The sequence below is a fragment of the Frankia canadensis genome (genome assembly GCF_900197875.1).
GTDB lineage: Bacteria > Actinomycetota > Actinomycetes > Frankiales > Frankiaceae > Frankia > Frankia canadensis.
The window spans coordinates 1-24,314 of the sequence record NZ_FZMO01000562.1 but is presented as its reverse complement, the minus strand read 5'-3'; the positions used below and the strand labels follow the sequence as shown (position 1 = coordinate 24,314).

At 72.0% G+C, this 24,314-nt stretch carries 24 protein-coding genes; 18 read left to right on the top strand and 6 right to left on the bottom strand.

From position 1 onward, the window contains the following. From C1A33_RS33040 to C1A33_RS33030, 3 genes are all read right to left on the bottom strand, one after another. Positions 1–1,256 (bottom strand): DHA2 family efflux MFS transporter permease subunit (locus C1A33_RS33040; protein WP_101836398.1); only part of this gene is annotated, 1,256 nt, incomplete at its 3' end. A gap of 105 nt (positions 1,257–1,361) precedes the next feature. Then, positions 1,362–2,972, bottom strand: a complete 1,611-nt coding sequence (locus C1A33_RS33035) for an FMN-binding glutamate synthase family protein (protein ID WP_101836397.1) — start codon at positions 2,970–2,972, stop codon at positions 1,362–1,364. 205 nt (positions 2,973–3,177) lie between these two features. Beyond that, complete coding sequence (locus C1A33_RS33030; protein WP_101836401.1) at positions 3,178–3,678, bottom strand: TIGR00725 family protein; 501 nt, start codon at positions 3,676–3,678, stop codon at positions 3,178–3,180. A gap of 166 nt (positions 3,679–3,844) precedes the next feature. Between C1A33_RS33030 and C1A33_RS33025 the strand changes: the two genes are divergently transcribed. From C1A33_RS33025 to C1A33_RS32950, 17 genes are all read left to right on the top strand, one after another. Then, the gene (locus tag C1A33_RS33025; RefSeq protein WP_101836396.1) at positions 3,845–4,669 is read left to right on the top strand and encodes an ABC transporter substrate-binding protein; all 825 of its coding nucleotides are present in this window, start codon (positions 3,845–3,847) and stop codon (positions 4,667–4,669) included. A gap of 149 nt (positions 4,670–4,818) precedes the next feature. Next, positions 4,819–5,052, top strand: a complete 234-nt coding sequence (locus C1A33_RS33020; protein WP_101836395.1) for a hypothetical protein — start codon at positions 4,819–4,821, stop codon at positions 5,050–5,052. Between the two features lie 402 nt (positions 5,053–5,454). Further along, on the top strand, positions 5,455–5,805 hold the full coding sequence (locus tag C1A33_RS33015; protein WP_101836394.1) for a hydrogenase maturation nickel metallochaperone HypA/HybF: 351 nt from the start codon (positions 5,455–5,457) through the stop codon (positions 5,803–5,805). Positions 5,806–5,830: 25 nt separating this feature from the next. Beyond that, the gene (gene hypB / locus C1A33_RS33010; protein ID WP_101836393.1) at positions 5,831–6,763 is read left to right on the top strand and encodes a hydrogenase nickel incorporation protein HypB; all 933 of its coding nucleotides are present in this window, start codon (positions 5,831–5,833) and stop codon (positions 6,761–6,763) included. Between the two features lie 124 nt (positions 6,764–6,887). Further along, positions 6,888–8,438 (top strand): hypothetical protein, encoded by a 1,551-nt coding sequence (locus tag C1A33_RS33005; protein WP_101836392.1) that lies wholly within the window; start codon positions 6,888–6,890, stop codon positions 8,436–8,438. Beyond that, a complete protein-coding gene (locus C1A33_RS33000; protein ID WP_101836400.1) occupies positions 8,435–8,974 on the top strand; it encodes a hydrogenase maturation protease in 540 nt (179 codons plus the stop codon). The genes C1A33_RS33005 and C1A33_RS33000 overlap by 4 nt, the downstream gene beginning before the upstream one ends. Positions 8,975–8,992: 18 nt before the next feature. Further along, positions 8,993–10,054 (top strand): NADH-quinone oxidoreductase subunit B family protein, encoded by a 1,062-nt coding sequence (locus tag C1A33_RS32995; RefSeq protein WP_101836391.1) that lies wholly within the window; start codon positions 8,993–8,995, stop codon positions 10,052–10,054. 99 nt (positions 10,055–10,153) lie between these two features. Continuing rightward, the gene (locus tag C1A33_RS32990) at positions 10,154–11,947 is read left to right on the top strand and encodes a nickel-dependent hydrogenase large subunit (RefSeq protein ID WP_101836390.1); all 1,794 of its coding nucleotides are present in this window, start codon (positions 10,154–10,156) and stop codon (positions 11,945–11,947) included. Beyond that, on the top strand, positions 11,940–12,518 hold the full coding sequence (locus C1A33_RS32985) for a NifU family protein (RefSeq protein WP_101836389.1): 579 nt from the start codon (positions 11,940–11,942) through the stop codon (positions 12,516–12,518). Before C1A33_RS32990 ends, C1A33_RS32985 begins: the two co-directional genes overlap by 8 nt. Further along, positions 12,515–13,228, top strand: coding sequence for a DUF5947 family protein (locus C1A33_RS32980; RefSeq protein WP_243408174.1), 714 nt, complete (start codon positions 12,515–12,517; stop codon positions 13,226–13,228). Before C1A33_RS32985 ends, C1A33_RS32980 begins: the two co-directional genes overlap by 4 nt. Before the next feature lie 51 nt (positions 13,229–13,279). Further along, positions 13,280–13,489 carry a hypothetical protein gene (locus C1A33_RS32975; protein WP_101836388.1) on the top strand — a complete coding sequence of 70 codons (210 nt, stop codon included), beginning with the start codon at positions 13,280–13,282 and terminating at the stop codon, positions 13,487–13,489. A gap of 31 nt (positions 13,490–13,520) precedes the next feature. Continuing rightward, complete coding sequence (locus C1A33_RS35490) at positions 13,521–13,688, top strand: hypothetical protein (RefSeq protein ID WP_165818699.1); 168 nt, start codon at positions 13,521–13,523, stop codon at positions 13,686–13,688. A 2-nt stretch (positions 13,689–13,690) separates the two neighbouring features. Further along, positions 13,691–16,192, top strand: a complete 2,502-nt coding sequence (gene hypF, locus C1A33_RS32970; protein ID WP_101836387.1) for a carbamoyltransferase HypF — start codon at positions 13,691–13,693, stop codon at positions 16,190–16,192. 16 nt (positions 16,193–16,208) lie between these two features. After that, complete coding sequence (locus tag C1A33_RS32965) at positions 16,209–16,442, top strand: HypC/HybG/HupF family hydrogenase formation chaperone (protein ID WP_480014980.1); 234 nt, start codon at positions 16,209–16,211, stop codon at positions 16,440–16,442. After that, entirely contained in the window at positions 16,442–17,587 is a 1,146-nt protein-coding gene (hypD, locus tag C1A33_RS32960; RefSeq protein ID WP_101836385.1) for a hydrogenase formation protein HypD, read from the top strand. The genes C1A33_RS32965 and hypD overlap by 1 nt, the downstream gene beginning before the upstream one ends. After that, positions 17,580–18,713 carry a hydrogenase expression/formation protein HypE gene (hypE, locus tag C1A33_RS32955; protein ID WP_101836384.1) on the top strand — a complete coding sequence of 378 codons (1,134 nt, stop codon included), beginning with the start codon at positions 17,580–17,582 and terminating at the stop codon, positions 18,711–18,713. The genes hypD and hypE overlap by 8 nt, the downstream gene beginning before the upstream one ends. Positions 18,714–19,224: 511 nt before the next feature. Then, the gene (locus tag C1A33_RS32950) at positions 19,225–19,641 is read left to right on the top strand and encodes a cold-shock protein (RefSeq protein WP_101836383.1); all 417 of its coding nucleotides are present in this window, start codon (positions 19,225–19,227) and stop codon (positions 19,639–19,641) included. Positions 19,642–19,695: 54 nt separating this feature from the next. Here C1A33_RS32950 and C1A33_RS32945 read toward each other — a convergent pair whose 3' ends face one another. Both C1A33_RS32945 and C1A33_RS32940 read right to left on the bottom strand, forming a co-directional pair. Beyond that, positions 19,696–20,616: a PhzF family phenazine biosynthesis protein gene (locus tag C1A33_RS32945; RefSeq protein WP_101836382.1), complete on the bottom strand. Its 921-nt coding sequence runs from the start codon at positions 20,614–20,616 to the stop codon at positions 19,696–19,698. Then, on the bottom strand, positions 20,616–21,392 hold the full coding sequence (locus tag C1A33_RS32940) for a DUF1707 SHOCT-like domain-containing protein (protein WP_101836381.1): 777 nt from the start codon (positions 21,390–21,392) through the stop codon (positions 20,616–20,618). Before C1A33_RS32940 ends, C1A33_RS32945 begins: the two co-directional genes overlap by 1 nt. 550 nt (positions 21,393–21,942) lie before the next feature. Here C1A33_RS32940 and C1A33_RS32935 point away from each other — a divergent pair. Continuing rightward, entirely contained in the window at positions 21,943–22,458 is a 516-nt protein-coding gene (locus C1A33_RS32935; RefSeq protein ID WP_101836380.1) for a nitroreductase family protein, read from the top strand. Between the two features lie 38 nt (positions 22,459–22,496). Here C1A33_RS32935 and C1A33_RS32930 read toward each other — a convergent pair whose 3' ends face one another. Then, the gene (locus C1A33_RS32930; RefSeq protein WP_101836379.1) at positions 22,497–23,618 is read right to left on the bottom strand and encodes an amidohydrolase family protein; all 1,122 of its coding nucleotides are present in this window, start codon (positions 23,616–23,618) and stop codon (positions 22,497–22,499) included. Between the last annotated feature and the right edge of the window lie 696 nt (positions 23,619–24,314).

The following is a 24,314-nucleotide window of genomic DNA, read 5'->3' as shown; positions in this document are numbered from 1 at the left end:
GGGCGGGGTGGGTTGCGGATCGTGACGGCGGCGATCAGACCGCCGAGTCCGCACAGCGCCGCGGCGAGCAGTACCGCCATGTGGAAGCCCCGGGAGAACTCGGCCGGATGCAGGTAGGACGCTCCGGTGATGCCGCCGAGCGCGGGCAGGACGGCGACGGCGATCAGGCTCGCGACCCGCGCCACGTCGTTGTTCACCGCCGAGGCGAGGCCCGCGTGGCGCGGCGTGACGGCGGCGAGCGCGGTCGCGGTCAGCGGCGCCACCGTCATCGCGAGACCCAGGCCGAACACGGTGACGGCGGGCAGCACCAGCATGATCACCGTGACCGGCAGCAGGGCCGTGCCCGACCGCAGTGGGCTGTAGCCGCACACCTGCTGGAGCTGTACCGGCAGCAGGAACAGGGCACCGCCGAGTGCCGCGTACACGACGAAGGTCACCAGGTTCGTGGCGGTGAACTGGCGGGCGGTGAAAAGGCCCAGCGGCAGCATCGGGTCCGGTGCCCGCCGTTCCCAGCCGAGGAACGCGGCGAGCGTCAGCACCCCGCCGCCCAGCGCCGCCAGCACCGCGGGCTCCGACCAGCCCGCCGACGACCCCTCGATGAGACCGTAGGTCACCCCGACCAGGCCGAGTGTGATCAGGGCGCCGCCGGCGACGTCCACGCGCCCGCCGGGTCGCGTGTCGCGGGACTCCGGCACGTGCCGCCACGTCACGGCGATGACGGCCGCCGCCACCGGCAGGTTGATCAGGAAGATCAGCCGCCAGGACCACACCTCGACGAGCCAGCCGCCGAGGAACGGGCCGACCGCCGTCGCCACCCCGCCGAGTCCCGACCACGCCCCGATCGCCCGTCCGCGGTCGTCCGGGACGAAACTCGCCTCCAGGATCGCCAGGCTGCCCGGCGTCAGCAGTGCCGCACCGACCCCCTGCAGGGCTCGGGCGGCGATGAGCACCGGCGCGTTCGGTGCCGCCGCACAACCCGCCGACGCGACGACGAACCAGGCGACACCGATGAGGAACACCCGTCGCCGCCCGTACCGATCCCCGAGATCACCGGCGACGAGCAGCAGCCCCGCAAGGGTGAGCGTGTATCCGGTGACCACCCACTGCAACGACGACAGGCCGACACCGAAGTCGCGGCCGATCGCGGGCAGTGCGATACCGACCACCGTCGCGTCGATCGCGGCGAGCGCCGACCCGAGCACCGTGGCCGCGAGCACCCATCGTCCCGCCGGCGTGCCGACGCGCAGGCCTTCCACCGGCGTCATCGTCCGGCGCCGAGGTCGCCCTGTCCAGCCCCGGCAGACGGCCCCCGCGGCCCGGATCCTGTGACCGCGGGGTGACCCGGGCGACGGATCACCGGGTCACCGACTGCCGCTCACGGTCGACGGGCGGAAACGGTCGGGGTCCGCGGCGGTCCAGTCGGCGGCCCAGTCCGCGGGGGGCTCGGCGAGCAGCTCGCCCGGTTCGAGCCAGGAGTACAGCTCGGCGTAGCTTCGGGTGTCGGTGTGGCTGAGCCGGCGCATCAGCATCGCCGGTCCCAGTTCGCCCGGCGCCGCGCAGCCCAGCGACGCCATCACCTGCACGGCGGTGGCGACGGTGGCCTGCTGGTAGTGGCGCACCCGCTCACCCTTGTCGGCGACGTCGAGCGCGCGGGCACGGCGCGGGTCCTGGGTGGCCACGCCGGTGGGGCAGGTGTTGGTGTGGCAGCGCTGCGCCTGGATGCAGCCCACCGCCATCATCATCGCCCGCGCCGCGTTCGTGTAGTCGGCGCCCTGCGCCAGCCGTTTGACGATGTCGACGCCGGTGGCGACCTTGCCACTCACTCCGATCCGGATCCGGTCCCGCAGCCCGACGCCGACCAGCGCGTTGTGTACGGTGATCAGCCCCTCGGTCAGTGGCGTGCCGACGTGGTCCTCGTATTCGAGCGGCGCCGCGCCGGTGCCGCCCTCCGCGCCGTCGACGACGATGAAGTCCGGTGTGACTCCTTCGGCGAGCATCGCCCGGCAGATCGCGAGCAGTTCCCGGCGCGACCCGACGCACAGCTTGAACCCGGCGGGCTTGCCGCCGGCGAGCTCCCGCATCCGCGCGACGAACAGCACCAGCTCCCGCGGGGTGGCGAACACCCGGTGCCCCGGCGGGCTCACGCAGGTCACCCCTGCCGGTACCCCGCGGGCCGCGGCGATCTCGGCGGTGACCTTCCTCGCGGGCAGGATCCCGCCGAGTCCCGGCTTCGCGCCCTGGCTCAGCTTCAGCTCCACCATCCGCACCGACGGCAGGGCCGCGACGTCCTTGAACCGGGTCGGGTCGAAGTCACCGTCCGGGGTGCGGGTGCCGAAGTAGCCGCTGCCGATCTCCCAGACGAGGTCGGCGCCGTGGCGCAGGTGATGCTCGGTGAGCCCACCCTCGCCGGTGTCGTGGGCGAACCCGCCCGCGGCCGCACCGCGGTTCATCGCGAGGACCGCGTTGGCGGACAGCGAGCCGAAGCTCATCGCCGAGATGTTCAGCAGCGCGATGTCGTAGGGCTGGGTGCAGTCCGGGCCGCCGACTCGGATCCGGGGCGGCGGCGCGTCCGATGCCGGGTCCAGCGGCGCGGTCGAGTGCGGCAGGAACTCGTAGCCGACGGCGTTGACGTCACGTTCCGTGCCGAACGCCTGGTCGCTGTGGATGCCCTTGGCCCGCTCGTAGATGCTCGTGCGCACGTCGCGGTCGAAGGGCCGGCCGTCGAAGTTGCGCTCGATGAAGTACTGCTGGATCTCGGGGCGGATCCGTTCGAGCAGGAACCGCAGATGCCCGGCGACCGGATAGTTCCGCAGGATGGCGTGCTGACGCTGAGTGATGTCCCGCCCGGCCAGCGCGAGCAGCGCCACGGCCACGGCGACCGCGGCCCACCACCCCGGCGAGGCCCACACCGCACCGGCGACCGCCGCCGCCGTGACGACGACCAGCCCCGACACCATCCCCAACGGGAACATCGCGCTCGCGGTCCTCTCGTGCGTCCACAGCGCCGCGAGAGGCTCACCGGAGCGGGATCCGGCGCCTCCAGGCGGCGATACGCACCGTCGCGACGCATGCGACGGTATACGCCGCGACCGCCCGACTCGGCTCCTTACCGTCGGCTTTCCCGGCTGACCCTTCTTCCCTCCGTTGCGACGGCCCGCCTGACACCGCTATGCCGCGTCAGCCTCCGTCGGGCTCGGGCAGGGCGAGCGCGGACCGCACCGCGACGACCACGTCGTCGACGTCGCTGACCGGGATGACCGCCGGGGCGGCCCGGTCGCCGGTGTCGACCCCCCACGTTCCCAGGCCGATCACCGGCCGCCCGGTCCGCAGGGCGAGCGCGATCTCGCTGAGCGTGCCCCAGCTCCCGCCGACGGCGACGAGCGCGTCGCTGGCCCGCACGAGCAGGCCGTTGCGCATCTCGCCGAGCCCGGTCGGAAGGCTCACGGTGAGATGCGGGTTCCCCGCCGCGCGGGACATGCCCGGCAGCAGGCCGACGGTCATCCCACCCGCCGCCTGCGCGCCCCGGCAGGCCGCGGCCATCACCCCGCCAAGGCCGCCGCACACCACGATCCAGCCGGCGCCGCCGAGGCGCTGACCCACCGCTTCCGCGACGGCGAGCTCGCCGTCGCTCGCGTCACTCGGACCTACGACACCGACGTACCGCGCGCTCTCGGCCATGGGCCCGATGATGGCCGCGTCCATCGGCGTTGCGCGGAGGAGCGCGGCCGGTACCGCCCTCGGGCGCTTTGTCCTGATGGGCAATACTGTGTACTGCTTCTTCTCGACGTCACCTGCTCGTGCCCCGTTCCCTGGACCGGGGGAGATCACCGGAGGTCACGCCCGTATGCCACGCGCCCGGCTGCTCGCCGCGCTTGCCCTGGTGACCGCGACTCTGCTCGCGATCACCTCCTGCAGCGGCTCGGGCGGCTCGTCCCATGGCCTGCACCTGGTCCACGCCGGCGAGCTGACGATCGCAACAGGCTCTCCGGCGCAGGCGCCGTGGTTCTCGGGTGGCGACCCCGCGAACGGGCAGGGCTTCGAGAGCGCCGTCGCCTACGCCGTCGCGGCCCGGCTCGGGTTCTCCAGCGGCAAGGTCCGCTGGGTCACGGTGCCGCGGGAGCGCGCCGTCGCCGCCGGGCCGAAGTCGTTCGACTTCGCGATCGACCAGATCTCGATCACCGAGCAGCGGCGCCAGGCCGTCGACCTCAGCGGCGGCTACTACACGGCGAGCCAGGCCGTCGTCGCCCTGAAGACCTCCCGCTTCGCGCGGGTGCGGACCCTCGCCGGGCTGCGCGACGCCAAACTCGGCGCCGCCACCGGGACCCCCGCCATGGACGCGATCACCCGCGACATCGCGCCGGTGCAGGAGCCGGTCGCCTTCACCGACGTCAACGAGGCGAAGGACGCGCTGGAGAACGGCCCCATCGACGGGATCGCCGTGGACCTGCCGACCGCGCTGTCCCTCACCCGCGAGCTCGGCGACGCGTTCGTGGTCGGGCGGCTGCCAGCGAGCGGTCCCGCGCAGCAGTACGGCCTGGCGTTGGCGAAGGACAACCCCCTGGTCGGGGACGTCGACCGCGCGCTCGCCGAGCTGCGGTCCACGGGCCAGCTCAGCCGCCTGGCCGACCAGTGGCTCGGCTCCGGGGCGACCACCACCGACCTGCGCTGAAGGCGCCCGCCCCGGTGGCGTCTGCTGGTGCGGGACAGTGCGCGGACAGGAAGAAGGCATAGCTTTCGGGTGTGGCGGAAGCTACCGCAGAAAAACCGCTACTCGAATGTTGCGCAAAGTCCTCCCAGCCGTAACCATGTTGGCCCGTGATGAACTATGAGGATGTGCTGAAGGTTCCCGATCCGGTGGAGCGTGCGGTACTCGCCGACAAGCTGATGTGGGCGGATCATCCGCGGCGCCTGGAGCTACGCACAGTACGCGGGATCGCGTTGCGACAGGCCCTCGACTCCGGCCTGGAGGCGGAGGCGATCGCCGCCCGGCTCGTCGTGACGGTCGCCGATCTCGCCTGGATGGCCGCGCCCGCCTCGCCGGCGGCGGCCTGACCGACCCGGGGTGGTCGGACAATGGCGTCCGCCCGCCCGTAGCCGGCCCCACCGGCTGCCGTACCCAGTTCCGACGTGTTTTCTCTCGCACTCTCGCCTTGTCTCTCGGAAAGATGTGGTAAGCACCGGTCGACCCGGCGTGCATAAGCCGCCGCGTGGTTGGTGACCGACCGCTGCCGAAAATTCTTGCGCTTCGAGCTCCGCGTCCCGGACTTTTCGCGTCCGTTCCGGCGCGCCGTCAGCCGCACAGTCGCTGTCCGTGCTCCCTGCCTGCTCCTGGCCTCACGTCGAGGTCTACGGCTCCCCGCAGCCGGGTAGACCTGCGGTGATGCGCACCGAACACTGCCGTCGAGCTCATCTGGACCCACGGCGGGCGCGGGGCGTCGACGTCGAGGAGTCCCGATGCACGAACTCGCCGTCACCCAGAGCGTCGTGGACGCGATCCTCGATCGGACCGGCGAGGCTGAGGTGCGCGTCGTGCGCCTCGTCGTCGGGCGACTGTCCGGAGTCGTCGCGGACTCGGTGCGATTCTGCTTCGACCTGGTGGCCGAGGGCACGCCGCTTGCGGGAGCCGTCCTCGCGATCGACGAACCCGCGGGCCGGGCGCGTTGTCGACGTTGTGGCGCCGGATTCGACACGGATGACCCCCTGCCGCTCTGCGCCTGCGGCTGCGCCGACATCGCTGTCACGGGGGGTGACGATCTGCGGATCGCGTCGGTGAGCATGGTGCCGGTGTCCGGGGGTGGTGGCTGACGCCCGGCCGAGGAGGGACCGTTCGATGTGTGACACCTGCGGCTGCGCCGATCCCACCGAGGTCCCGCGGCTGACCGCGTTCCGGATCGATCCGGCGCATCACCACGATGGCCACGGCCACAACCCTCCCGCCCACGAGAACCGCGTCGTCGACCGCATGGGCGGTGACCAGGCGGACGGCGCCCGGCCAGACGGCGATGATCGGCGGACCGTGCTGCTCGAACAGCAGGTCCTGGCTCGCAACGACGAACTGGCCGCCGCGAGCCGCGCCCGCCTGGCGGCGCGAGGAGTGCTCGCGGTGAATCTCATGAGCTCGCCGGGCGCGGGCAAGACGACCCTGCTGGAGCGGACGGTCCGTGACCTCGCGCAGCGCCATCCGGTCGCGGTCGTGGAAGGCGACCAGGAGAGCGTGCGCGATGCCGAACGGATCCGGTCCGCCGGGGTACCGGTCGTCCAGGTCAACACCGGGCGGGGCTGCCATCTCGACGCGGCCATGGTCGACCGGGCGCTACACGCCCTGGATCCGCCGGCGCGCGCGGTGGTGTTCGTCGAGAACGTCGGCAACCTGGTCTGCCCGGCGCTGTTCGACCTGGGGGAGGGCGCCCGAGTTGTCCTGCTCTCGGTGACGGAGGGTGAGGACAAGCCCGTCAAGTATCCCCACATGTTCGCTCGGGCGGACCTCGTGCTGCTGACCAAGTGCGATCTGCTGCCGTACCTCGGTCTGGATCGGGATCGGCTCGTGGCCCAGGTCCATCGGGCGAACCCCGGCGCGGCGGTGATGGCACTGTCCGGCCTGCACCACGCCGCCGATACTCCGCCGGACATCCTCGCGTCGGACGCCCGCCCGCCAGGTGCTCTCCCGGTGGACGGCACCGGCCTGTCGGACTGGTACGCCTGGCTGCGCAGCCGCCGCGACGGTCTGGTGGGCGGTGAGGCTCGGGACATGGGTGGGGTTTGAGGCAGTCGGCCCCGGGCAGCCCGTCCCATGACGACGAATCGTGTTCTGAAGAACACTTCGAGTCATATCGAGCTGGGGTGGAAGCGTGCGTCAGGCCCACCGCCCTGCCGGAGAGGGAACCGCGATGCGCAACCCTGAGCGAATCAACGCCAGCCCCGCGCAGGCCGGTTTCGAGGCGGCTCGTGCCGTCGCCGACGCAGTGCTCTACGAGGGTTACCTGCTCTATCCGTATCGGCGCTCCGCGGGCAAGAACCGGGTGCGATGGCAGTTCGGCGTGCTTGCTCCGCGATCCTGGGTCGCCGGGCAGGCGTCCGCGCCGCTCGGGGTGTCGGGGTCCGCGGACGGGTGGTTCCACCAGGCCGAGTGCCTGCTGGAGGCGACGCGGACCGCGACGGTGACGGTGCGGCTGGGGTTCCTGCAGCTGACCCGGCGACAGGTGGAGCGCGGCGACGGGGCGGGTGGGTTCGAGCCGGTTGACGATCTCGAGACCGGCGGGGCGCGCATGCTCAGTTTCGACGAGGCCAGACCGCATGAGATCGATGTGACGGTCCCCCTGGCCGATCTCCTCGACGACGACACCGGGGCGGGCAGCACCGTCGTCGAGATCCCGGGCGGGGTCGACGTCGAGCCGGTGGTGACGCCGCCGCGGGCGGCTCCCGTGCGCGTGCGGCGACAGCGCTGGCCCGCGACGGCCCGGATCACGCTGTCCGCCGAGCGCGCCACGGCCCCGTTCCGGCTGTACCGGATACGCACCCGGGTGGAGAACACGGCGCTGGGCGTGCCCGCCGACCGGCCGCGGGCGGAGGCGTTGCGGCACTCGTTGATCGCCGCGCATACGCTGCTCGGCGTCAGCGATGGTCGGTTCCTGTCGCTCCTCGACCCCCCGGCCTGGGCGTCCGCCGCCGCCGGGGACTGCGAGAACCTGCGGGTCCAGCCGGTGCTCGCCGGTGCGGACGAGACCGACGACGTCGTGCTCTGCTCGCCGATCATCCTCTACGACCACCCCCGCACGGCGCCCGAGAGTCCCGGAGATCTCTTCGACGCGACGGAGATCGACGAGATCCTGTCGCTGCGTACGCGCGCGCTGACCGAGGCGGAGAAGCGCGAGGCCCGCGCGACGGACCCACGTGCCGCCGAGATCATCGACCGTGCGGACGGACTTCCCGCGGAGATCCTTGACCGCCTGCACGGTGCGATCCGCACGCTGCGACCACCGTCCCCACACTGCCCGTCCGTCCACGCCGCGTCCGCCTCCGACCCCGCCGCCTCCGACCCCGCTGGCTCCGACCCGGCCGCCTCCGACCCCGCCGGCTTCGGGTCGGTGGCTCCCGTCTCGGCCGGCGACGGCGAGGCCGGCGTGTCGCCGGCCTGGTGGGAGCCGGAGGCGGACCGGTCGGTGCGCCCGGGCGAGGACAGCGTGCTCGTGGCGGGCACCGCCGTCTCCCGTGGCAGCCAGGTCCGGCTGCGGCCGCGCCCACGCGGCACGGACGCGCACGACATGTTCCTGGTCGGCCGTCCCGCGCGGGTGGAGGCGGTCTTCCGCGACGTCGACGGTGCCTCCCATGTCGCCGTCACCCTCGAGGGCGCGGGCGACCTGCACCGTGCCGCCGGCAGGTACTTCTACTTCGCGCCTGACGAGCTGGAGCCGCTCGGGTGCCGGCCGGGTGTCTCGTGACCGCCCGCGGGGCGGGCGGGCCCGGCGCGTCACGGACGCTCGTCGTGGGAGTCGGCAACGTCTTCCTGGGCGACGACGGCTTCGGCGTGGAGGTCGCCCGCCGGATCGATCCGGGCAGCCTGCCGGCCGGGGTCGAGGTCGCCGACTACGGCATCCGGGGCGTCCACCTCGCCTACACGCTGCTCGACGGTCAGTACGACCGGCTCGTCCTCGCGGACGCGGTGCGGGCGGGCGGTCCGCCCGGCACGCTCACCGTGCTCCGGCCGGATCCCGCCGGGCCGGCCGGCGACACCGCGAGCACCGGCGACACACCGGTGCTCGATGCCCACGGCCTGTCCCCGGACGCGGTGCTTGGCCTGCTGAGGACGCTTGGCGGCGAGGTGGCGGAGGTCCTGGTGGTCGGCTGCGAGCCGGCCGTCGTCGCGGAGCGGATGGAGCTGTCCCCGCAGGTTCGCGCGGCTGTCGACGCCGCGGTCGCGCTCATCGACGAGATCGTCCGGGATCCGCGGCTCGCCGCGGTCGGGCCCGACGGCTGACGGAGAGGAGGAGGAGAGATGACGGCCACGGTGACGGCCACGCAGACACGATCGAGCGGCTTCGACGAGGTGCATGTTCTCTGGATCTCCGAGGGGATGAGCTGCGACGGTGACACGGTCTCGGTGACCGCGGCGTCGCAGCCGGCCCTCGAGGATGTGCTGACCGGGCTGGTGCCCGGACTGCCGACGGTCCACCTGCACAACAAGGTGCTCTCGCCGACTCTCGGCGGGGAGGAGTTCCTCGCTCCCTTCCGCGCCGCTGCCCGCGGCGAGCTCGGTCCGTTCATCCTGGTCATCGAGGGATCCGTGCCGAACGAGAAGATCGACGGCGAGGGTTACTGGACGTCGTTCGGCAACGACCCGGACACTGGGCAGCCGCTGACCCTGAACTGGTGGCTCGACCGTCTCGCGCCCCGGGCGTGGGGTGTGGTGGCGATCGGCACCTGCGCCGCGTTCGGGGGGATCCACGCGATGGCCGGCAACCCGACGGGCTCCATGGGGCTCGGCGACTACCTCGGGCGCGACTTCACCTCTGCCGGCGGTCTGCCGATCGTCAACGTTCCCGGCTGTCCGGTGCAGCCCGACGACTTCATGGAGACCCTGACCTGGCTGCTGTACCACGCGGCCGGCAGCGCGCCTCCGCCTCCGCTCGACGACCAGCACCGGCCCGAGTGGATCTTCGGCCGGACGGTCCACGAGGGCTGTGACCGGGCGGGTTACTACGAGCAGGGCGACTTCGCGCGGGACTACAACTCGCCGAAATGCCAGGTGAAGATCGGGTGCTGGGGGCCGGTGGTCAACTGCAACGTGCCCAAGCGTGGCTGGATGGGCGGCATCGGCGGCTGCCCGAACGTCGGCGGCATCTGCATCGCCTGCACGATGCCGGGCTTCCCGGACAAGTTCATGCCCTTCATGGACATGCCGCCCGGTGCGTCTTTCTCCTCGCTCGCCGTGAAGCCGTACGGGGCGGTCATCCGCCGCCTGCGCGGCATCACGAACGCGACCGCGAACCGGGAGCCGAAATGGCGGCACAACCGGGAGCTGCTGACCACCGGTTTCAATCCGCGTTACCGCCCATAGCGGCGACGTCCCGCGGTACCGGGGCCGGCGTGTGCATCCACCCGGCCGGGCGGTGCGCGCGGCCGGACCTGATCCAGCGACGTCGAAGGGACTTGTGCGATGACGGCCACCGAGCAGATGACGGCCGCGGGGAAGCCACCGCAGATCGTCGAGATGGACTGGGACCCGATCACCCGCATCATCGGGAACCTCGGGATCTACACGAAAATCGACTTTGCCAACCGGCGGGTGACGGAGTGCCACAGCACCTCCTCGCTCTTCCGTGGCTACTCGGTGTTCATGAAGGGCAAGGACCCTCGGGACGCCGGCTTCATCACCAGCCGCATCTGCGGCATCTGCGGGGACAACCACACCACTTGTTCCGTGTACGCGCAGAACATGGCCTACGGCATCGCCAACCCGCCGATGGCAGAGTGGATCATCAACCTGGGGGAGGCGGCCGAGTACCTGTTCGACCACACGATCTTCCAGGACAACCTGGTGTTCGTGGACTTCTGCGAGGCGATGGTCAGGCAGACCAACCCGGGTGTGCTGGCCAGGGCGGAGGCGACCGCGGCTCCGCACGCGGGCGTGCACGGCATGCGCACGATCGCCGACATCATGCGCGCCCTCAACCCCTTCGAGGGAGCGCTCTACAACGAGGCGCTGCGGGTCAGTCGCATCACCCGGGAGATGTTCTGCCTGATGGAGGGCAGGCACGTCCATCCGTCCACCGTCTATCCGGGTGGGGTCGGCACCATGCCGGAGCCGACCGTGTTCACCGACTACCTCAGCCGGCTCCTCGAGATCATCGACTTCGTCAAGAAGGCCGTCGTGCTGAACGACGACCTGTTCGACTTCTGGTACGACGCGCTGCCGGGCTACGAGGAGGTGGGTCGACGCCGGGTGCTGCTGGGCTGCTGGGGTGCCTTCCAGGACCCGAGCGTCGTCGACTACCGGTACGAGAACATGACCGACTGGGGTCGGGCGATGTACGTGACGCCCGGCATCGTCGTCGACGGAAAGCTCCTGACCACCGATCTCGTCACGATCAACCTTGGTATCCGGATACTTCTTGGCAGCTCCTTCTACCGGGACTGGACGAACGAGGAGCCGTTCGTGGAACGGGATCCGCTCGGTAATCCGGTCGACATTCGCCATCCGTGGAACCAGACGACGTTCCCGGAGCCCCAGAAGCGGGACTTCGGTGACCGGTACAGCTGGGTCATGAGCCCCCGCTGGCTGGACGAGCGCAGTGGGGAGCATCTGGCGCTCGACACCGGCGGCGGACCCTTCGCCCGGCTCTACACCACCGCGCTCGCCGGTCTCGTCGACACGCCCTACGTCAAAGCCCGCGACGGCGAGGTGCGGATCTCCCTGCCACGCGGCCGATCGCTGCCGGAGACGGAGCTGCGCTGGTCGCCACCCGCCTGGTCGAACGCGATCGAGCGGGACCGGGCCCGGGTGTACTTCGTCGCCTATGCGGCCGCGATGGCGCTGCACTTCCTGGAGCAGGCGATGGACCGGATGCGTTCCGGTGACACTCGCACGTTCACCGATTTCGAGGTGCCGGACGAGACGATCGGCTGCGGATTCCACGAGGCCGTCCGGGGCGTCCTGTCGCATCACATGGTCGTCCGCGACGGAAAGATCGCCAACTACCATCCCTATCCGCCGACGCCGTGGAACGGCAGCCCACGGGACTCCTTCGGCACGCCCGGGCCCTATGAGGACGCCGTCCAGAACATGCCGATCTTCGAGGAGAACGGACCGGAGTCCTTCAAGGGCGTGGACGTGATGCGGGCGGTACGCAGCTTCGATCCCTGCCTGCCGTGCGGTGTGCACATGTATCTCGGCGGTGGCCGGACGCTGCGCACGGTGCATTCGCCGATGTTCGGGGCGAGCCATGGCTGACTCGATCGGCGCGGGCGGCCGTCGCCTCGACGACCGGGCGGTGCGGGAGCGGCTGGCCCAGCTGGACGAGGTGCTCGCGAAGGTGGAGCGGATTCCGGGCCCGAGCGGTGAGCTGGCTCTGGAGGCGGTGTCGAGCCTGGCCGCGGTGTACGGCGAGGCACTCGCCCGGGTGGTCGGGCACGCGGCGGGCGCCCCCGAGGTCACCGCCGCCCTGACCGCCGACGAACTCGTCGGCCACCTCCTGGTCCTGCACGACGTGCATCCCGAGCCGGTCGCCACCCGGGTCAGCGATGCCATCGAACGGCTGCGCCCGGCTGTGCGCCACCGCGGAGGCGAGATCGAGCTGGTGGGGATCGAGCGCGGCGTCGCGGAGATCAGCCTGACCCTCGGCGGATGCGGCTCGGCCGCCACCGAGGTGCTGGACGCTGCCCGCGAGGTCGTGCTCGCGGTCGCACCAGAGCTGTCCGACGTGCGGCGCCAGCCGCCCTCCGACGGCACCTCTCGGGACAGTGCCTTCGTCCCGCTGGACGCCGTTCTCGCCGGACCGCTCGCCGCCGGGTCCCGGTCGTGACCATCGACCTGGATCGGCTGGCTCGCCCCGAGCCCCCGGGCGGCCTGCCGGACGGGGCGCTGCGCCGTCTGCTCCGGACCGCCGCCGAGGCGGGCCGGCGGGAGGACACGCCGCGGTGCGACCTGTGCGGCGCCCCGATGCAGGCCGACCATCGGCACCTGCTCGACGAGTCGCGCGATGAGCTGATGTGCCTGTGCCGGGCCTGCGGGCTGTTGTTCGACCGCGATGCGGCCGCCCGGGGCCACTACCGGCTGGTGCCGCGGCGGCGGCTGCGCGTCAACGAGCTCGCCGGCCGCGGGGATGAGCCCGGCGAGCACCCGTGCAATCCTTCGGAGCTGGGTATACCGGTGGGACTGGCGTTCGTCGTCCTCGAGACGGACGGCGAACCGCGCGCCCGCTGCCCCAGCCCGCTGGGCGCCACCCGGTGGGAGCTGACCCCCGCTGCCTGGCATCGGCTCGTTGCCCACGCGCCGGTGCTCGCCGGCCTGGTACCGCGGGTGGAAGCACTGCTCTCGAACACCGCGCGGGGCCGGCGGGAGTGCTGGATCGCCCCGATCGACGACTGCTACCGGCTGGTGGCGATCGTGCGCGGCGAATGGAGCGGACTGTCGGGCGGCAGTCGCGTCTGGCCGGCGGTCGACGCCTTCTTCGCCGGCCTGGCCCGCGACCCGCGGGCCGCGCCGTCTCGCGTCCGAGCCGGTCCGGCGTGATCCACGGCCGCGTTCCCGCCGACACCTCCCGTCGCAGGAAAGGAGATCATCATGGCGCCGATCCGTGTCGGCCCGCCCGACGTCTCTCCGGACGCTCCCTCGCATGTCCTGGGTGTGCGGGAGGGCAACGCGGTCGGCTCCTACGAGGCCCAGTCCGGTCACCATGCGGACGGCACCGCCGACGCCCGCCGCTCCACCGGGATCCGCCCCGCCGACCGCGACCCGCTCTCGCCGGCCATGCCGAACCTGCCACCAGGCTGAGCCCGCGCACCGCCGCGCACGGAAGGATGTCATGACCAGCCATACGAAAGCCAGCGACAGCAGGCCATCCGAGACCCGGGAACGTCGGTACGGCCACGGCCGGCTGCGACTCGTGGTCGCCGCCGGCGCGGCGCTGGGCGTACTGACCTGGCGGGAGTACCCCGCCGCGGTGCGGTACGCCCGGATTCGGCGGATGTGACGATGGGCGCCGGGGTGCCCGTCCGCAGCCGAGCCGCGCCGCAGGAGAGCCGGCGCCGGCGTCGGCTCACGGTCCACGGCCTGGTTCAGGGCGTCGGCTTTCGGCCGTTCGTCCACGCGACGGCCACCGATCTGGCGCTGTCCGGATGGGTGTGCAACGACGCCGGCGGCGTCGTCGTGGAGGTCGAGGGCGCGGTGCGCGCGGTGGAGGAGTTCGGCCGTCGCCTGACCGCCGACGCTCCGCCGCTCGCCGTGATCGATCAGGTGGAGGCGACCGACGTCGCGCCCCGGGGTGAGGCGGCGTTCACGATCGCCCGGTCGCGCTGCGCGCGGCCAACGCGACCAGCCCGGACCGCCGTCTCGCCGGACGTCGCGACGTGCGCCGACTGCCTGCGCGAGCTGGGTGACCCGGCCGACCGCCGCCACGGCCATCCGTTCATCACCTGCACGAACTGCGGCCCGCGATTCACGATCATCACCGATGTGCCCTACGACCGGCCCGCCACGACGATGGCCGGCTTCGCGATGTGCGTGGCCTGCGCGCGGGAGTACGCCGACCCCCGCGACCGGCGCTTCCATGCCCAGCCGATCGCCTGCCCCGACTGCGGGCCCCGGCTGGAGTTCGTGGCACCGTCCCGCCTGGTCCACGCCGCGGACGAGGTGCGGGAGCGGGAGGACGCGCTGGCCGCGGCGGCGCGCCTGCTGCTCAATGGTGGTGTCCTCGCGGTGAAGGGCCTCGGCGGCTACCACCTGGCCTGCCTCGCCACCGACGCGGCCGCGGTGAGCACGCTGCGCCGGCGCAAACGTCGTGGAGACAAGCCGTTCGCGGTCATGGTCGCCGACCTGACGGCCGCTGGCCGTCTCGCCAGCCTCGACCGGGAGGAGGCCGCAGCGCTGAGCGCGCCGTCCCGACCGATCGTTCTGGTCGAGCGGCGCCGCGATTGCCGTCCCGTTCTGGCGGCCGCGGTCGCTCCGCACAGCGCCGACCTGGGTCTGCTCCTGCCATACACGCCTGTGCACCATCTGCTGCTCGCCGCGGTGGGCGGCGATCAGCCCCTGGTGATGACCTCGGGGAATCTCGGTGGCGAGCCCATCGCCGCCGACGACGCCGACGCGCGAGCACGGCTCGGGACGCTCGCCGACGGATGGCTGCGCCATGACCGGCCGATCCACATCCCGTGCGACGACTCGGTGCTGCGCGTCGTCGACGGCGAGCCGCTGCCGCTGCGCCGGTCCCGGGGCTTCGCGCCGCTGCCCGTCGCACTGCCGCTGCCGGTTGCGCCCACCCTGGCCGTCGGCGCCGATCTGAAGACCGTCTGCGCTCTGGGCGTCGGTCGCTCCGCCTGGCTCAGCGGGCACATCGGCGACATGGACGACGCCGCCACCCTGCGGGCGTTCACCACCGCGCAGCGGCATCTCGAGCGGCTGACCGGCGTGCGTCCCGGCGCCCTCGTCGCGGACCGCCATCCCGGCTACCGATCCGGTCAGTGGGCCCGGCGGCATGCCGAGGGCAGGCCGGTGCGCACGGTGCAGCACCATCACGCGCACGTCGCATCCGTGATGGCCGAACACGGGCTTGACGGATCCGAGCCGGTCGTGGGCATCGCCTTCGACGGCACCGGGTACGGCACGGACGGCGCCGTGTGGGGCGGCGAGGTTCTGATCGCCGACTACCGCGGCTTCCGGCGCTTCGCCCATCTGGGCGCCGTCCCGCTGCCCGGGGGCGACGCCGCGGTGCGCCGCCCGTACCGCATGGCGCTCGCGCACCTGTGGTCCGCCGGCGTCGGGTGGGACCAGGACCTGCCACCGGTGGCGGCCTGCCCGCCCACGGAGCGCCGCGCCCTCGCGCATCAGCTCGCCACCGGATTGGGCTGTGTACCTACGACGAGCATGGGGCGGCTGTTCGACGCGGTGAGCTCGCTGCTCGGCGTTCGCCACCAGGCGGATTTCGAGGCCCAGGCCGCCATCGATCTGGAGGCGTGCGCGCGCGGAGATCCTGACGGCCTCGCCGCCTGGCGTGGGCGGTACACGTTCGCCATCTCCCAGCCCACCTCGGGCTCGCCACTGATCGCGGACGCGGCGACCGTCATCCGCGCCCTTGCGCGGGATCTGCGTCGCGGGGTGCCGGCGGCCGCCGCGAGCGCGGGGCTGCATGGCGCGGTGGTGGCCCTCGTCGTCGACCTCGCCTGCCGGGCCCGCCAGGCACACGGCCTGCGGACGGTTGCGCTGACCGGTGGGGTGTTCCAGAACGTACTGCTTGCCAGGGGCGCCGGCCGGGCACTGCGGACCGCCGGGTTCACCGTGCTTCGCCACTGCCGCGTCCCGCCGAACGACGGAGGGATCGCGCTGGGGCAGCTCGCCGTCGCGGCGGCTACGGCCGCCGAGAGCGGACAGCGCCCTGAACCGAACGGATCGCACGCGGCGCGGGAGCTGCCCGTACCGCCGGAGGGGGAGGTGAGTATCCGTGTGTCTCGCGGTTCCGGGCCGCGTCGTCGCCGTCGGTGAACGGGATGGCACGAGCATGGCCGACGTGGACTTCGGTGGCGTGCGCAAGGAGGTCTGCCTGCAGTACATCCCCGACGCCGCCGTGGGCGAGTACGTGATCGTGCACGTCGGGTTCGCGATCCAGCGTCTCGATGAGCGCTCCGCCCTGGAGACGCTCGCCGCGTTCGCCCGCATGGGGCTGCTCGCGGAGGAACTGGATGGCAGGGATCCGGCAGCGCCCCGCCCAGGCACGACCGAGGAGGCGATCTGATGAAGTACCTCGAGGAGTTCGGTGATCCCGCGCTCGCCGGCCGGTTGCTCGAGCAGATCCGCGCCACGACCACCCGACCATGGGCGATCATGGAGGTCTGCGGGGGCCAGACCCACTCGCTCATCAGGCATGGCATCGACCAGTTGCTGCCGGCGGGCGTCGAGATGATCCACGGCCCCGGATGCCCGGTGTGCGTGACGCCGCTGGAGATCATCGACCGGGCCCTGGAGATCGCGTCCCGGCCCGGGGTGATCTTCTGCTCGTTCGGTGACATGCTGCGGGTGCCTGGCAGCGGTCGGGACCTGTTCCAGGTGAAGAGCACGGGCGCGGACGTCAGGGTCGTCTACTCGCCGCTCGACGCGCTGACGATCGCCCGCCGGAACCCCGAGCGCGAGGTGGTCTTCTTCGGGATCGGCTTCGAGACCACTGCGCCGGCCAACGCGATGACCGTCTACCAGGCCCGTCGCCAGGGCATCAGGAACTTCTCGCTGCTCGTGTCGCACGTGCTCGTTCCCCCGGCCATCGCCGCGATCATGGAATCGCCCACCTGCCGGGTACAGGCCTTCCTCGCCGCCGGGCACGTGTGCAGCGTGATGGGCACGGGTCAGTACCCGGACCTGGTGCGCCGCTACCGGGTGCCGATCGTGGTCACCGGGTTCGAGCCGCTCGACCTGCTGGAGGGGATCCGGCGCACGGTGGCGCAGCTGGAGGCGGGGCGCCACGAACTGGACAACGCCTACCCGCGGGCTGTGCCGGCCGAGGGGAATCCGGCCGCCGTCGCGATGCTGCGTGAGGTCTTCGCGGTGACCGACCGGAGCTGGCGGGGCATCGGCATGATTCCCGCCAGCGGATGGCGGCTGGCCGATGCCTACCAGGACCTCGACGCCGAGCTGCGTTTCGCCGTCTCGGACGTCCACACGGCCGAGTCGACCGAGTGCCGCTCGGGTGAGGTGCTTCAGGGCCTGATCAAGCCGCATGAGTGTGCCGCCTTCGGTGGACGCTGCACCCCACGCACGCCGCTCGGCGCGACGATGGTGTCGGCGGAAGGCGCCTGCGCGGCCTACTACCGGTACCGACGGCTGAGCCCGCCGACCACGTCTCGTCCCGCCTGGGACGCGACCGCTCCCAGGACCGCCCATGTCTGACATCGACGAGCGCCCCCATGCGCCAACCGACCCACGCCTCGTCCGGGCAGGGCAGGACGGTTCGAGCGCTGCGGACCCCGCCGAGTGGACCTGTCCGGTTCCGCTCGCCGACTCCGCCGCCGTCCTCATGGGCCACGGCGGCGGCGGAGCGATGTCCGCGGAACTCGTGGAGCAGCTGTTCCTGCCCGCGTTCCGAAGCCGGGACGGGGAGACGCCGGTGGAGCTCGCGGACGCCGCGGTGCTCGAGCTGTGCGGGAGCCGGATCGCGTTCACCACCGACTCGTTCGTCGTGCGACCGCTGTTCTTCCCCGGCGGCTCCATCGGCGACCTCGCCGTCAACGGCACCGTCAATGATCTGGCGATGGTGGGCGCTCGGCCCTGGTGCCTGTCGACCGCCTTCATCCTCGAGGAAGGCACCGACCTCGCGGAACTCCGCCGGGTCGCCGACGCACTGGGAACGGCCGCCCGCGCCGCGGGCGTCCGGCTGGTCACCGGCGACACGAAGGTCGTCGATGCCGGCCACGGCGACGGGATCTACGTGAACACGACCGGACTCGGACTGGTACCGGACGGTGTGGACTACCGGCCAGGGCGGGCCGGACCCGGCGACGTCGTGATCGTCAGCGGCGAGATCGGCGCCCACGGTGTCGCCGTACTCAGCTGCCGGGAGGGGCTGGAGTTCGACACGGCGGTGCGCAGCGACACACGGCCGCTGCACGGGCTGGTGGCGGCGATGGGCAGGGCCGGCGGTGACATCCACGCCCTTCGGGACCCGACCCGTGGCGGGCTGGCCGCGACGCTCAACGAGATCGCCCGGGACGCCTCGGTGGGTGTCGACGTACGGGAACGCGACATTCCGATCGCCGGGCCGGTCGCGGACGCCTGCAGCATCCTCGGCCTGGACCCCTTCGCCATCGCGAACGAGGGCGTGCTCGTGGCCATGGTCGCGGCGGAGGACGCCGATCGCGTCCTCGACGCGATGCACGCACATCCCGACGGGCGGGACGCGGCCCCGATCGGCGAGGTCACCGCGAACAACCCGGGGGTGGTGGCGGCGAGAACGGGGTTGGGCGGCGAACGGGTCATCGATCTGCCGACCGGGACGGAACTGCCGCGCATCTGTTGAGCGCGGCCGCGCCGCCCGCACCTCCCAGCCGCGGATGGGCGCGCGCATCACGAGGAGCAGAGCGAAGAAAAGCATGGTCGGCTCTCCCGGTATGGGTTATCGGTGCGAGACGCTGATGGCCGGGCTCGGCCGGATCGGCCAGGCGTCGCCATTTCGTGGCGCCTCCACCCGTCCGCATGTCGGCGCGGCGTGAGCGATGACTCCGGTCAGGATAGCCGAACCGAATGCTCATGTCGAACACCAGTTCGATGTTGCGTAGGTGGTGAGGATGGCTCGCGGAAGTGGTCGTGAATGTGAATTCATGTGGTCCCGCATCGACGATGAACCCTCGTCAGAGATCGCACCGGCCCCGCCTGGTTTCCGGGGTTGCCCACAGCCGCCGGATGTCGTGACACCTGGCCCGCCCGTGTGGGTATGATTGCCGCCTGCACCCAGGTCCGCCGGGTGGTGGTAGTGCGGGCGCGGGTGTCATGGCAGGCATGATGGTCTTTCTTGTGTGTTGAGGTGAGCAGTGAGTACTGGCAAGGTTCTTCGGTTCGACCAGGTGCGGGGCTACGGATTCATCGCGCCCAGCGACGGCGGCGATGATATATTTCTGCATGCCAACGATCTTCTTGTGGAAAAGCATCTCGTCGTGCCCGGTACCCTGATGGAGTTCAAGGTGGAGGAGGGAGAGCGTGGGCTGAAGGCGAGCGCGGCGCGGATTGTCGGCTCGTCGTCGCCGTCGCCTGTGTCGGCTCCGGCGCGGGTCAGCTCGCATGCGGACGATTCTGATGGCCTCTGCGATGTGCTTCCGGTCGGCGAACTCACTCAGGAGGTGACAGAGACACTGCTGAGAATCGAGCCCGCCCTGACGGGCCCGCAGATCATCCGAATCAGGGGCGAGCTGATTCGCATCGCGGAACGGTACGGCTGGGTCGAGAACTGAGCCGTACCCGTCTCGCCCTACAGCGTCGAGGGCGGGAGGCCGTCGAGGTGGGGTTCACAGCTCGACAGCGCCGCGGACGCAGGTGACCGTGCCCCCGGCGACCCAGACGGTGTCGTCGGCGTCGGTGGAGATATGTACGCGTCCCTGCCGGCCGAGTAGCGTGCCCTGGCTCGCCGTGTAGGGCGCTCGGGCTCGGCCGTCGTGGAGCAGCCACTGGGCGAGAGCGGCGTTGAGGCTTCCCGTGACGGGATCTTCAACGACCGCGGTGCCCCTCGGCAGGAACGCGCGGACCTCGAACTCCGCGTCCGAACCGGGCGGGTGCGGTCCGATCGCGCCGAGGGGTAGATCCACGCGGTGCGGGCGCAGCGCCAGCACCGCCTCGCTGCTGGCGAGCAGGACCGCGACCCAGCCAGGGCCGTTGTCCACCCAGGCGGCCGCGACGATGTCCTGCGGCGGGAGGTTGAGCATGGAGCCGACTTGGGCCAGGAGCCGCTCGTCGAGCGGGCCGCGCCGCAGGAGTGGAGGGGCGGCGAACGCGAGGCCGTGCGTGGTGCGAAGCAGCGGCACCAGACCCGCGCCGCACTCCTGCACGATGCGCTCCCGGGGCACGCGCTCCCGGGGCACGCGCTCTCGAGATACACGCTCTTGGTCCGTGTGCGGCTGGGTGGTGTGCTGCTGGTCGATGTGCTCCGGGCTGTCGGTGAACGGCCGCGCCTCGAGCCAGGCGTGGCAGGTGCCGAGAGTCGGGTGCCCGGCGAAGGGCAGCTCGGCCGTCGGGGTGAAGATGCGGACCCGATAGTCGGCGTCGGGTGTGCGCGGGGGCAGGACGAACGTGGTCTCGGACAGGTTCGTCCAGCGCGCGAACCGTGCCATCGCCTCGTCGTCGAGGCCCGTCCCGTCCAGGACGACGGCGACGGGGTTGCCCCGGTAGGGAGTCGTCGTGAAGACGTCCACCTGCTGGAACGGTCGTTTCATCACAGCTTCTTGCGGATCTTCGTGGGCGGCTGCGCAGGCTCGCTGTGCACGTCGACGCCTCCGAGCACCGCGATGGCGTGCACGCGCACGAGCGGGGTGGCCGGCCGGTGCGGTGCGTCGGCGACCTTCACCGAGCGGCCACCCAGCACCGACACGCCGCTGACCTCGACGTCCACGCCCTCCGGCACGATGATCTCGATCCCGCCGAGCACGGCCACCGCGGTGATCTCCACAGGCTCGGTGGGAAAGGCGATCTGACGGAGGTCCAGCTGGCAGCCGCCGAGAACGGCCACAGCACGGCTGCGCCGGCCCGGCCGCCAGCGACCGGACCGCTCGGTGCCACCGAGCACCGCGACGGTCCACTCGACGCCGGCCGCGGCCGGCGACCCCGAGCGACCGGCGGGTACCACGGCGCCCGGCCGGGCGCCGATCGCGCCGGCGGCGCCGACCGCGTCCACGTCCGCGGCGGCGCCGAGGGTGATCCCGCTGCCCGTCGGCGACGTGTCTGTCGGCGGACCTGGGGCGCTGGCGGTGGTCGGCGCGATCGGCGTCGCCGAATCGGCGAAGGTCGGCTGCTCGGGGAGGTCGGCGGTCAGCGGGGCGAAGTCGGAGTGGATCCGGGCGGCGTAGGCGGCGCCGACCCGCTCGTCGAACTCGGCGAAGGTCAGCCGGCCCTCCGCCAGCGCACGGCGCAGGACCAGGGCGACCTCCTCCCGCTCCGTGTCGGAGACCCGCAGCGCGGGATCTGGCGGTGGAGTGGGGATCTCGGCTGCCATGGCCAGAAGGGTAGTCAGCCGGTGGGACGGGCCGAGCGGCTTCCGTCACCTCCGGCCGCGGGCCCGGCGACAGAGCCCGGACCGCCACTCGACCCGACCGGTGCGCCAGGAGATCTTTCCCCTGCCTTTTCATCGCGTTGAGTCGCGCGTTGGTGGTCCGAGAATTCCGAGATCGTGCTGGTTTCCAACCGCATTTGCGGACAGATGGAGGCGCTGGCGGGTGGGGCGCGGGACATACTGCGTTCGCCGAGTGTGGTGCCGCTCGCGATGGTGTTGCTCAGCGCCTGCGTCTCACCACGATGAACAGTTTCCAGACGACGTTCGCGGGGTGGGTCGGCCCGGTCCGGCCGCGTCGCGGCCAGGTGATTACCCGAGCACAGCTGGTGTGAATGGGGTCTGCCGCGAGCTGGCGGGTGATGCTCCGGTGCACCGGGTGACGCGGGCGCCGGTGCGGCCGGCGCGGATGTGATCCCGCTCCCGTCCGGCGGAGACTGTACGGGCGCTTCCCCGCTGATCCCGGCTCGGAGCCCACGAGGTCTAGGGTCGAGTCGTGCAGACCTGGGACACGATTCGTGCTCGTCGCAACGTCCGCAGCTACGAGGACCGCGCCATCCCGGCCGCGGACCTCGAGCGGATCCTCGAGGCCGGCTGGCGGGCGCCGTCCGCATCGAACCGGCAGCAGTGGGACTTCATCCTCGTCACCGACCGGGCGGTGCTGGCCGAGCTCGCGACGGTCTGGCGCGGTGCCGGGCACATCGCGGGCTCGGCGGCGACGATCGTGCTCGTCCTGCCCGAGCCGGAGAACGAGCGCTACCAGCTTATGGACGAGTACGACCTCGGCCAGGCGACCATGCTGATGCTGCTCACCGCCGCCGACCTCGGCGTCGGCAGCGGCCACTCCGCCATCGGCGACCAGGACGCCACCCGCCGGATTCTCGGCGTCCCGTCGACGCACCACGTCGCCTACATGATCGCTCTCGGCTACCCCGCCGACGGCCCGCTGCGCCCCGTCGACCGGCTGAACCGCCGCCCCTTCGACGAGGTCGTCCACCGCGAGCGCTGGTAGCCGCGCGGCCGGGCCAGCGGCCTGGGTCAGGGGCTGGGTCAGGGGTGGTTGCGCAGCCGGGCGGCGATCGTCGGGAACAGGGCGAGCGCGTTGTCGCGGGCGATGCGCCGGCGGTCGGCGCTGGACAGCGCCGGATCGGCGAGGAACGCGTCGCGGGCGGCGAGCACGGTCTCGGCGGGGACGGCGTTGTAGTCGGAGCCGTAGAGGATGCGTCCCGGGCCGATCGTCGCGAGCAGCGTCGGCGTGCTGTACGGCGACATGGGCGCGGCGGTGTCGACGTGGAAGCGGCGCAGGGCCGCGGCGACCGTCGCCGCGTCGGCGCCGTAGCCGAGCCCGCGCCCCAGTGTCAGCCGGGCCGCCTGGTAGGGGAAGTAGCCGCCGCCGTGGGCGAGGATCCAGCGCACCCGCGGGTAGCGGTCGAGGGTGCCGGAGACGACGAGCTGGACGGCGGCCCGGGTCGTGTCCGCCAGGAAGTCGGCGACGAACGGCGGGACGCCCACCGCCGCCGCGCCCGGCAGGTTGAACGGGTGCACCAGCACGACCGCCTCGCGGGCGTTCAGCTCGGCCATCATCGGGGCCAGCGACGGATCGCCGAGGTAGGTCACGCCGTCGTGCGCCATCAGCAGCACGCCGTCGGCGTGCAGCGTGTCGTAGGCGCGGCGGATCTCGGCGACGGCGATCGCCGGTGTCGCCCGCGGGATGCTGGCCAGCAGCCCGAAGCGGGTCGGATACGCGCGGACGAGCGCGGCGAGCTCGTCATTGGCCAGGCGGGCGAGTTCGGCGGACAGCGCCGGCGTCGGCGCGAACTCGCTCGGGATCGCCGCCGACAGCACGGCCGTCGCGATACCAGCGCGGTCCATCGTGTCGAGCGCCGCCGGCAGCGACCAGTTCGCGAACGGTGGCCCGCCCACCGGCGGCAGCTGGCCGTGCTCGACAAGCCAGGCCCGCACCGGCGCGGGCATCGCGTGATGGTGAACATCAATGCGGCCGGTCGTGGCCGCGCTCGCGCTCGCGGGCGACGCCGCGGCGGCGTCCGCCGGGCCGGTCACCAGGCCGGTCAGGGCTGCGGCCGCGCCGGCCGCCAGGCCGGCGGCCGTCCGCCGGCTCGGTGCCGGTGACAGCCTGTCCCCGTCTCTGTCCCTGCCTCTGTCCCTGTCCATCGCACCCCCATGGGGTCCCCCGACTGCAGTGGACACTGTTGTCTCCTTTCTCGTTCAGCACGCCGCACCGCATTTTCGGCCGGACCGCGTCGGCCGGCCGGGTAAGTCCGACCATCGGCCTTTCAGCGCAAACCGTCGAAGAATTGTTTCCAGTACGGCAGCGTGGCGCATCGTGTCGTATCCCGAGGGCGATCGGGCCTGGTCAGCGGGATACGACGAGAGGAGTGTGCCGTCCTCTTTTCGGCTGAGGACAACGATAGATCCAGCTCATCGGATGCGCCAGAATTGTCGTCCAGGACACCGGTAAGAAGCCTTGTGGGTGCATTTCCGTGACGACGGGACGAGATTCGTCCATTCTGCGAGCCTCGCCCGTGTTGACCCGTTTGAGGCCGACTGCGCCGGCGCGGATGGTCCGACGCCCCAGCCGCCCAGCCGCCCCGGACCTCTGGTCGCCGCGGTCGTCGCTGTCCATCGCCCGCCGCGAACCGCCGTCGCGCGTGATACCGACCGCACGATCGCCTCGACGCGAAGGCCCCGCGTCGACGCGGACGATCACCGAAAGGTCGAAGAACCGTGTTACCGCGGGAACACCTGGGCCCGGCCGGCTGTCAGCCCGGGCTGCCGGGTGATGATCGGCGCGGCACGTCGCTGGTCACCCTGTCGACCGGGGAGAAGATCCCGAACCCGAGACACGAG

What these genes read in the sequence shown, in the direction of transcription:
- C1A33_RS33035 (WP_101836397.1), bottom strand. Translation starts at nt 2,972, where the DNA reads ATGTTCCCGTTGGGGATGGTGTCGGGGCTGGTCGTCGTCACGGCGGCG.
- C1A33_RS33030 (WP_101836401.1), bottom strand. Translation starts at nt 3,678, where the DNA reads ATGGCCGAGAGCGCGCGGTACGTCGGTGTCGTAGGTCCGAGTGACGCG.
- C1A33_RS33025 (WP_101836396.1), top strand. Translation starts at nt 3,845, where the DNA reads ATGCCACGCGCCCGGCTGCTCGCCGCGCTTGCCCTGGTGACCGCGACT.
- C1A33_RS33020 (WP_101836395.1), top strand. Translation starts at nt 4,819, where the DNA reads ATGAACTATGAGGATGTGCTGAAGGTTCCCGATCCGGTGGAGCGTGCG.
- C1A33_RS33015 (WP_101836394.1), top strand. Translation starts at nt 5,455, where the DNA reads ATGCACGAACTCGCCGTCACCCAGAGCGTCGTGGACGCGATCCTCGAT.
- hypB (WP_101836393.1), top strand. Translation starts at nt 5,831, where the DNA reads ATGTGTGACACCTGCGGCTGCGCCGATCCCACCGAGGTCCCGCGGCTG.
- C1A33_RS33005 (WP_101836392.1), top strand. Translation starts at nt 6,888, where the DNA reads ATGCGCAACCCTGAGCGAATCAACGCCAGCCCCGCGCAGGCCGGTTTC.
- C1A33_RS32995 (WP_101836391.1), top strand. Translation starts at nt 8,993, where the DNA reads ATGACGGCCACGGTGACGGCCACGCAGACACGATCGAGCGGCTTCGAC.
- C1A33_RS32990 (WP_101836390.1), top strand. Translation starts at nt 10,154, where the DNA reads ATGACGGCCACCGAGCAGATGACGGCCGCGGGGAAGCCACCGCAGATC.
- C1A33_RS32985 (WP_101836389.1), top strand. Translation starts at nt 11,940, where the DNA reads ATGGCTGACTCGATCGGCGCGGGCGGCCGTCGCCTCGACGACCGGGCG.
- C1A33_RS32975 (WP_101836388.1), top strand. Translation starts at nt 13,280, where the DNA reads ATGGCGCCGATCCGTGTCGGCCCGCCCGACGTCTCTCCGGACGCTCCC.
- C1A33_RS35490 (WP_165818699.1), top strand. Translation starts at nt 13,521, where the DNA reads ATGACCAGCCATACGAAAGCCAGCGACAGCAGGCCATCCGAGACCCGG.
- hypF (WP_101836387.1), top strand. Translation starts at nt 13,691, where the DNA reads ATGGGCGCCGGGGTGCCCGTCCGCAGCCGAGCCGCGCCGCAGGAGAGC.
- C1A33_RS32965 (WP_480014980.1), top strand. Translation starts at nt 16,209, where the DNA reads ATGGCCGACGTGGACTTCGGTGGCGTGCGCAAGGAGGTCTGCCTGCAG.
- hypD (WP_101836385.1), top strand. Translation starts at nt 16,442, where the DNA reads ATGAAGTACCTCGAGGAGTTCGGTGATCCCGCGCTCGCCGGCCGGTTG.
- hypE (WP_101836384.1), top strand. Translation starts at nt 17,580, where the DNA reads ATGTCTGACATCGACGAGCGCCCCCATGCGCCAACCGACCCACGCCTC.
- C1A33_RS32945 (WP_101836382.1), bottom strand. Translation starts at nt 20,616, where the DNA reads ATGAAACGACCGTTCCAGCAGGTGGACGTCTTCACGACGACTCCCTAC.
- C1A33_RS32940 (WP_101836381.1), bottom strand. Translation starts at nt 21,392, where the DNA reads ATGGCAGCCGAGATCCCCACTCCACCGCCAGATCCCGCGCTGCGGGTC.
- C1A33_RS32930 (WP_101836379.1), bottom strand. Translation starts at nt 23,618, where the DNA reads ATGGACAGGGACAGAGGCAGGGACAGAGACGGGGACAGGCTGTCACCG.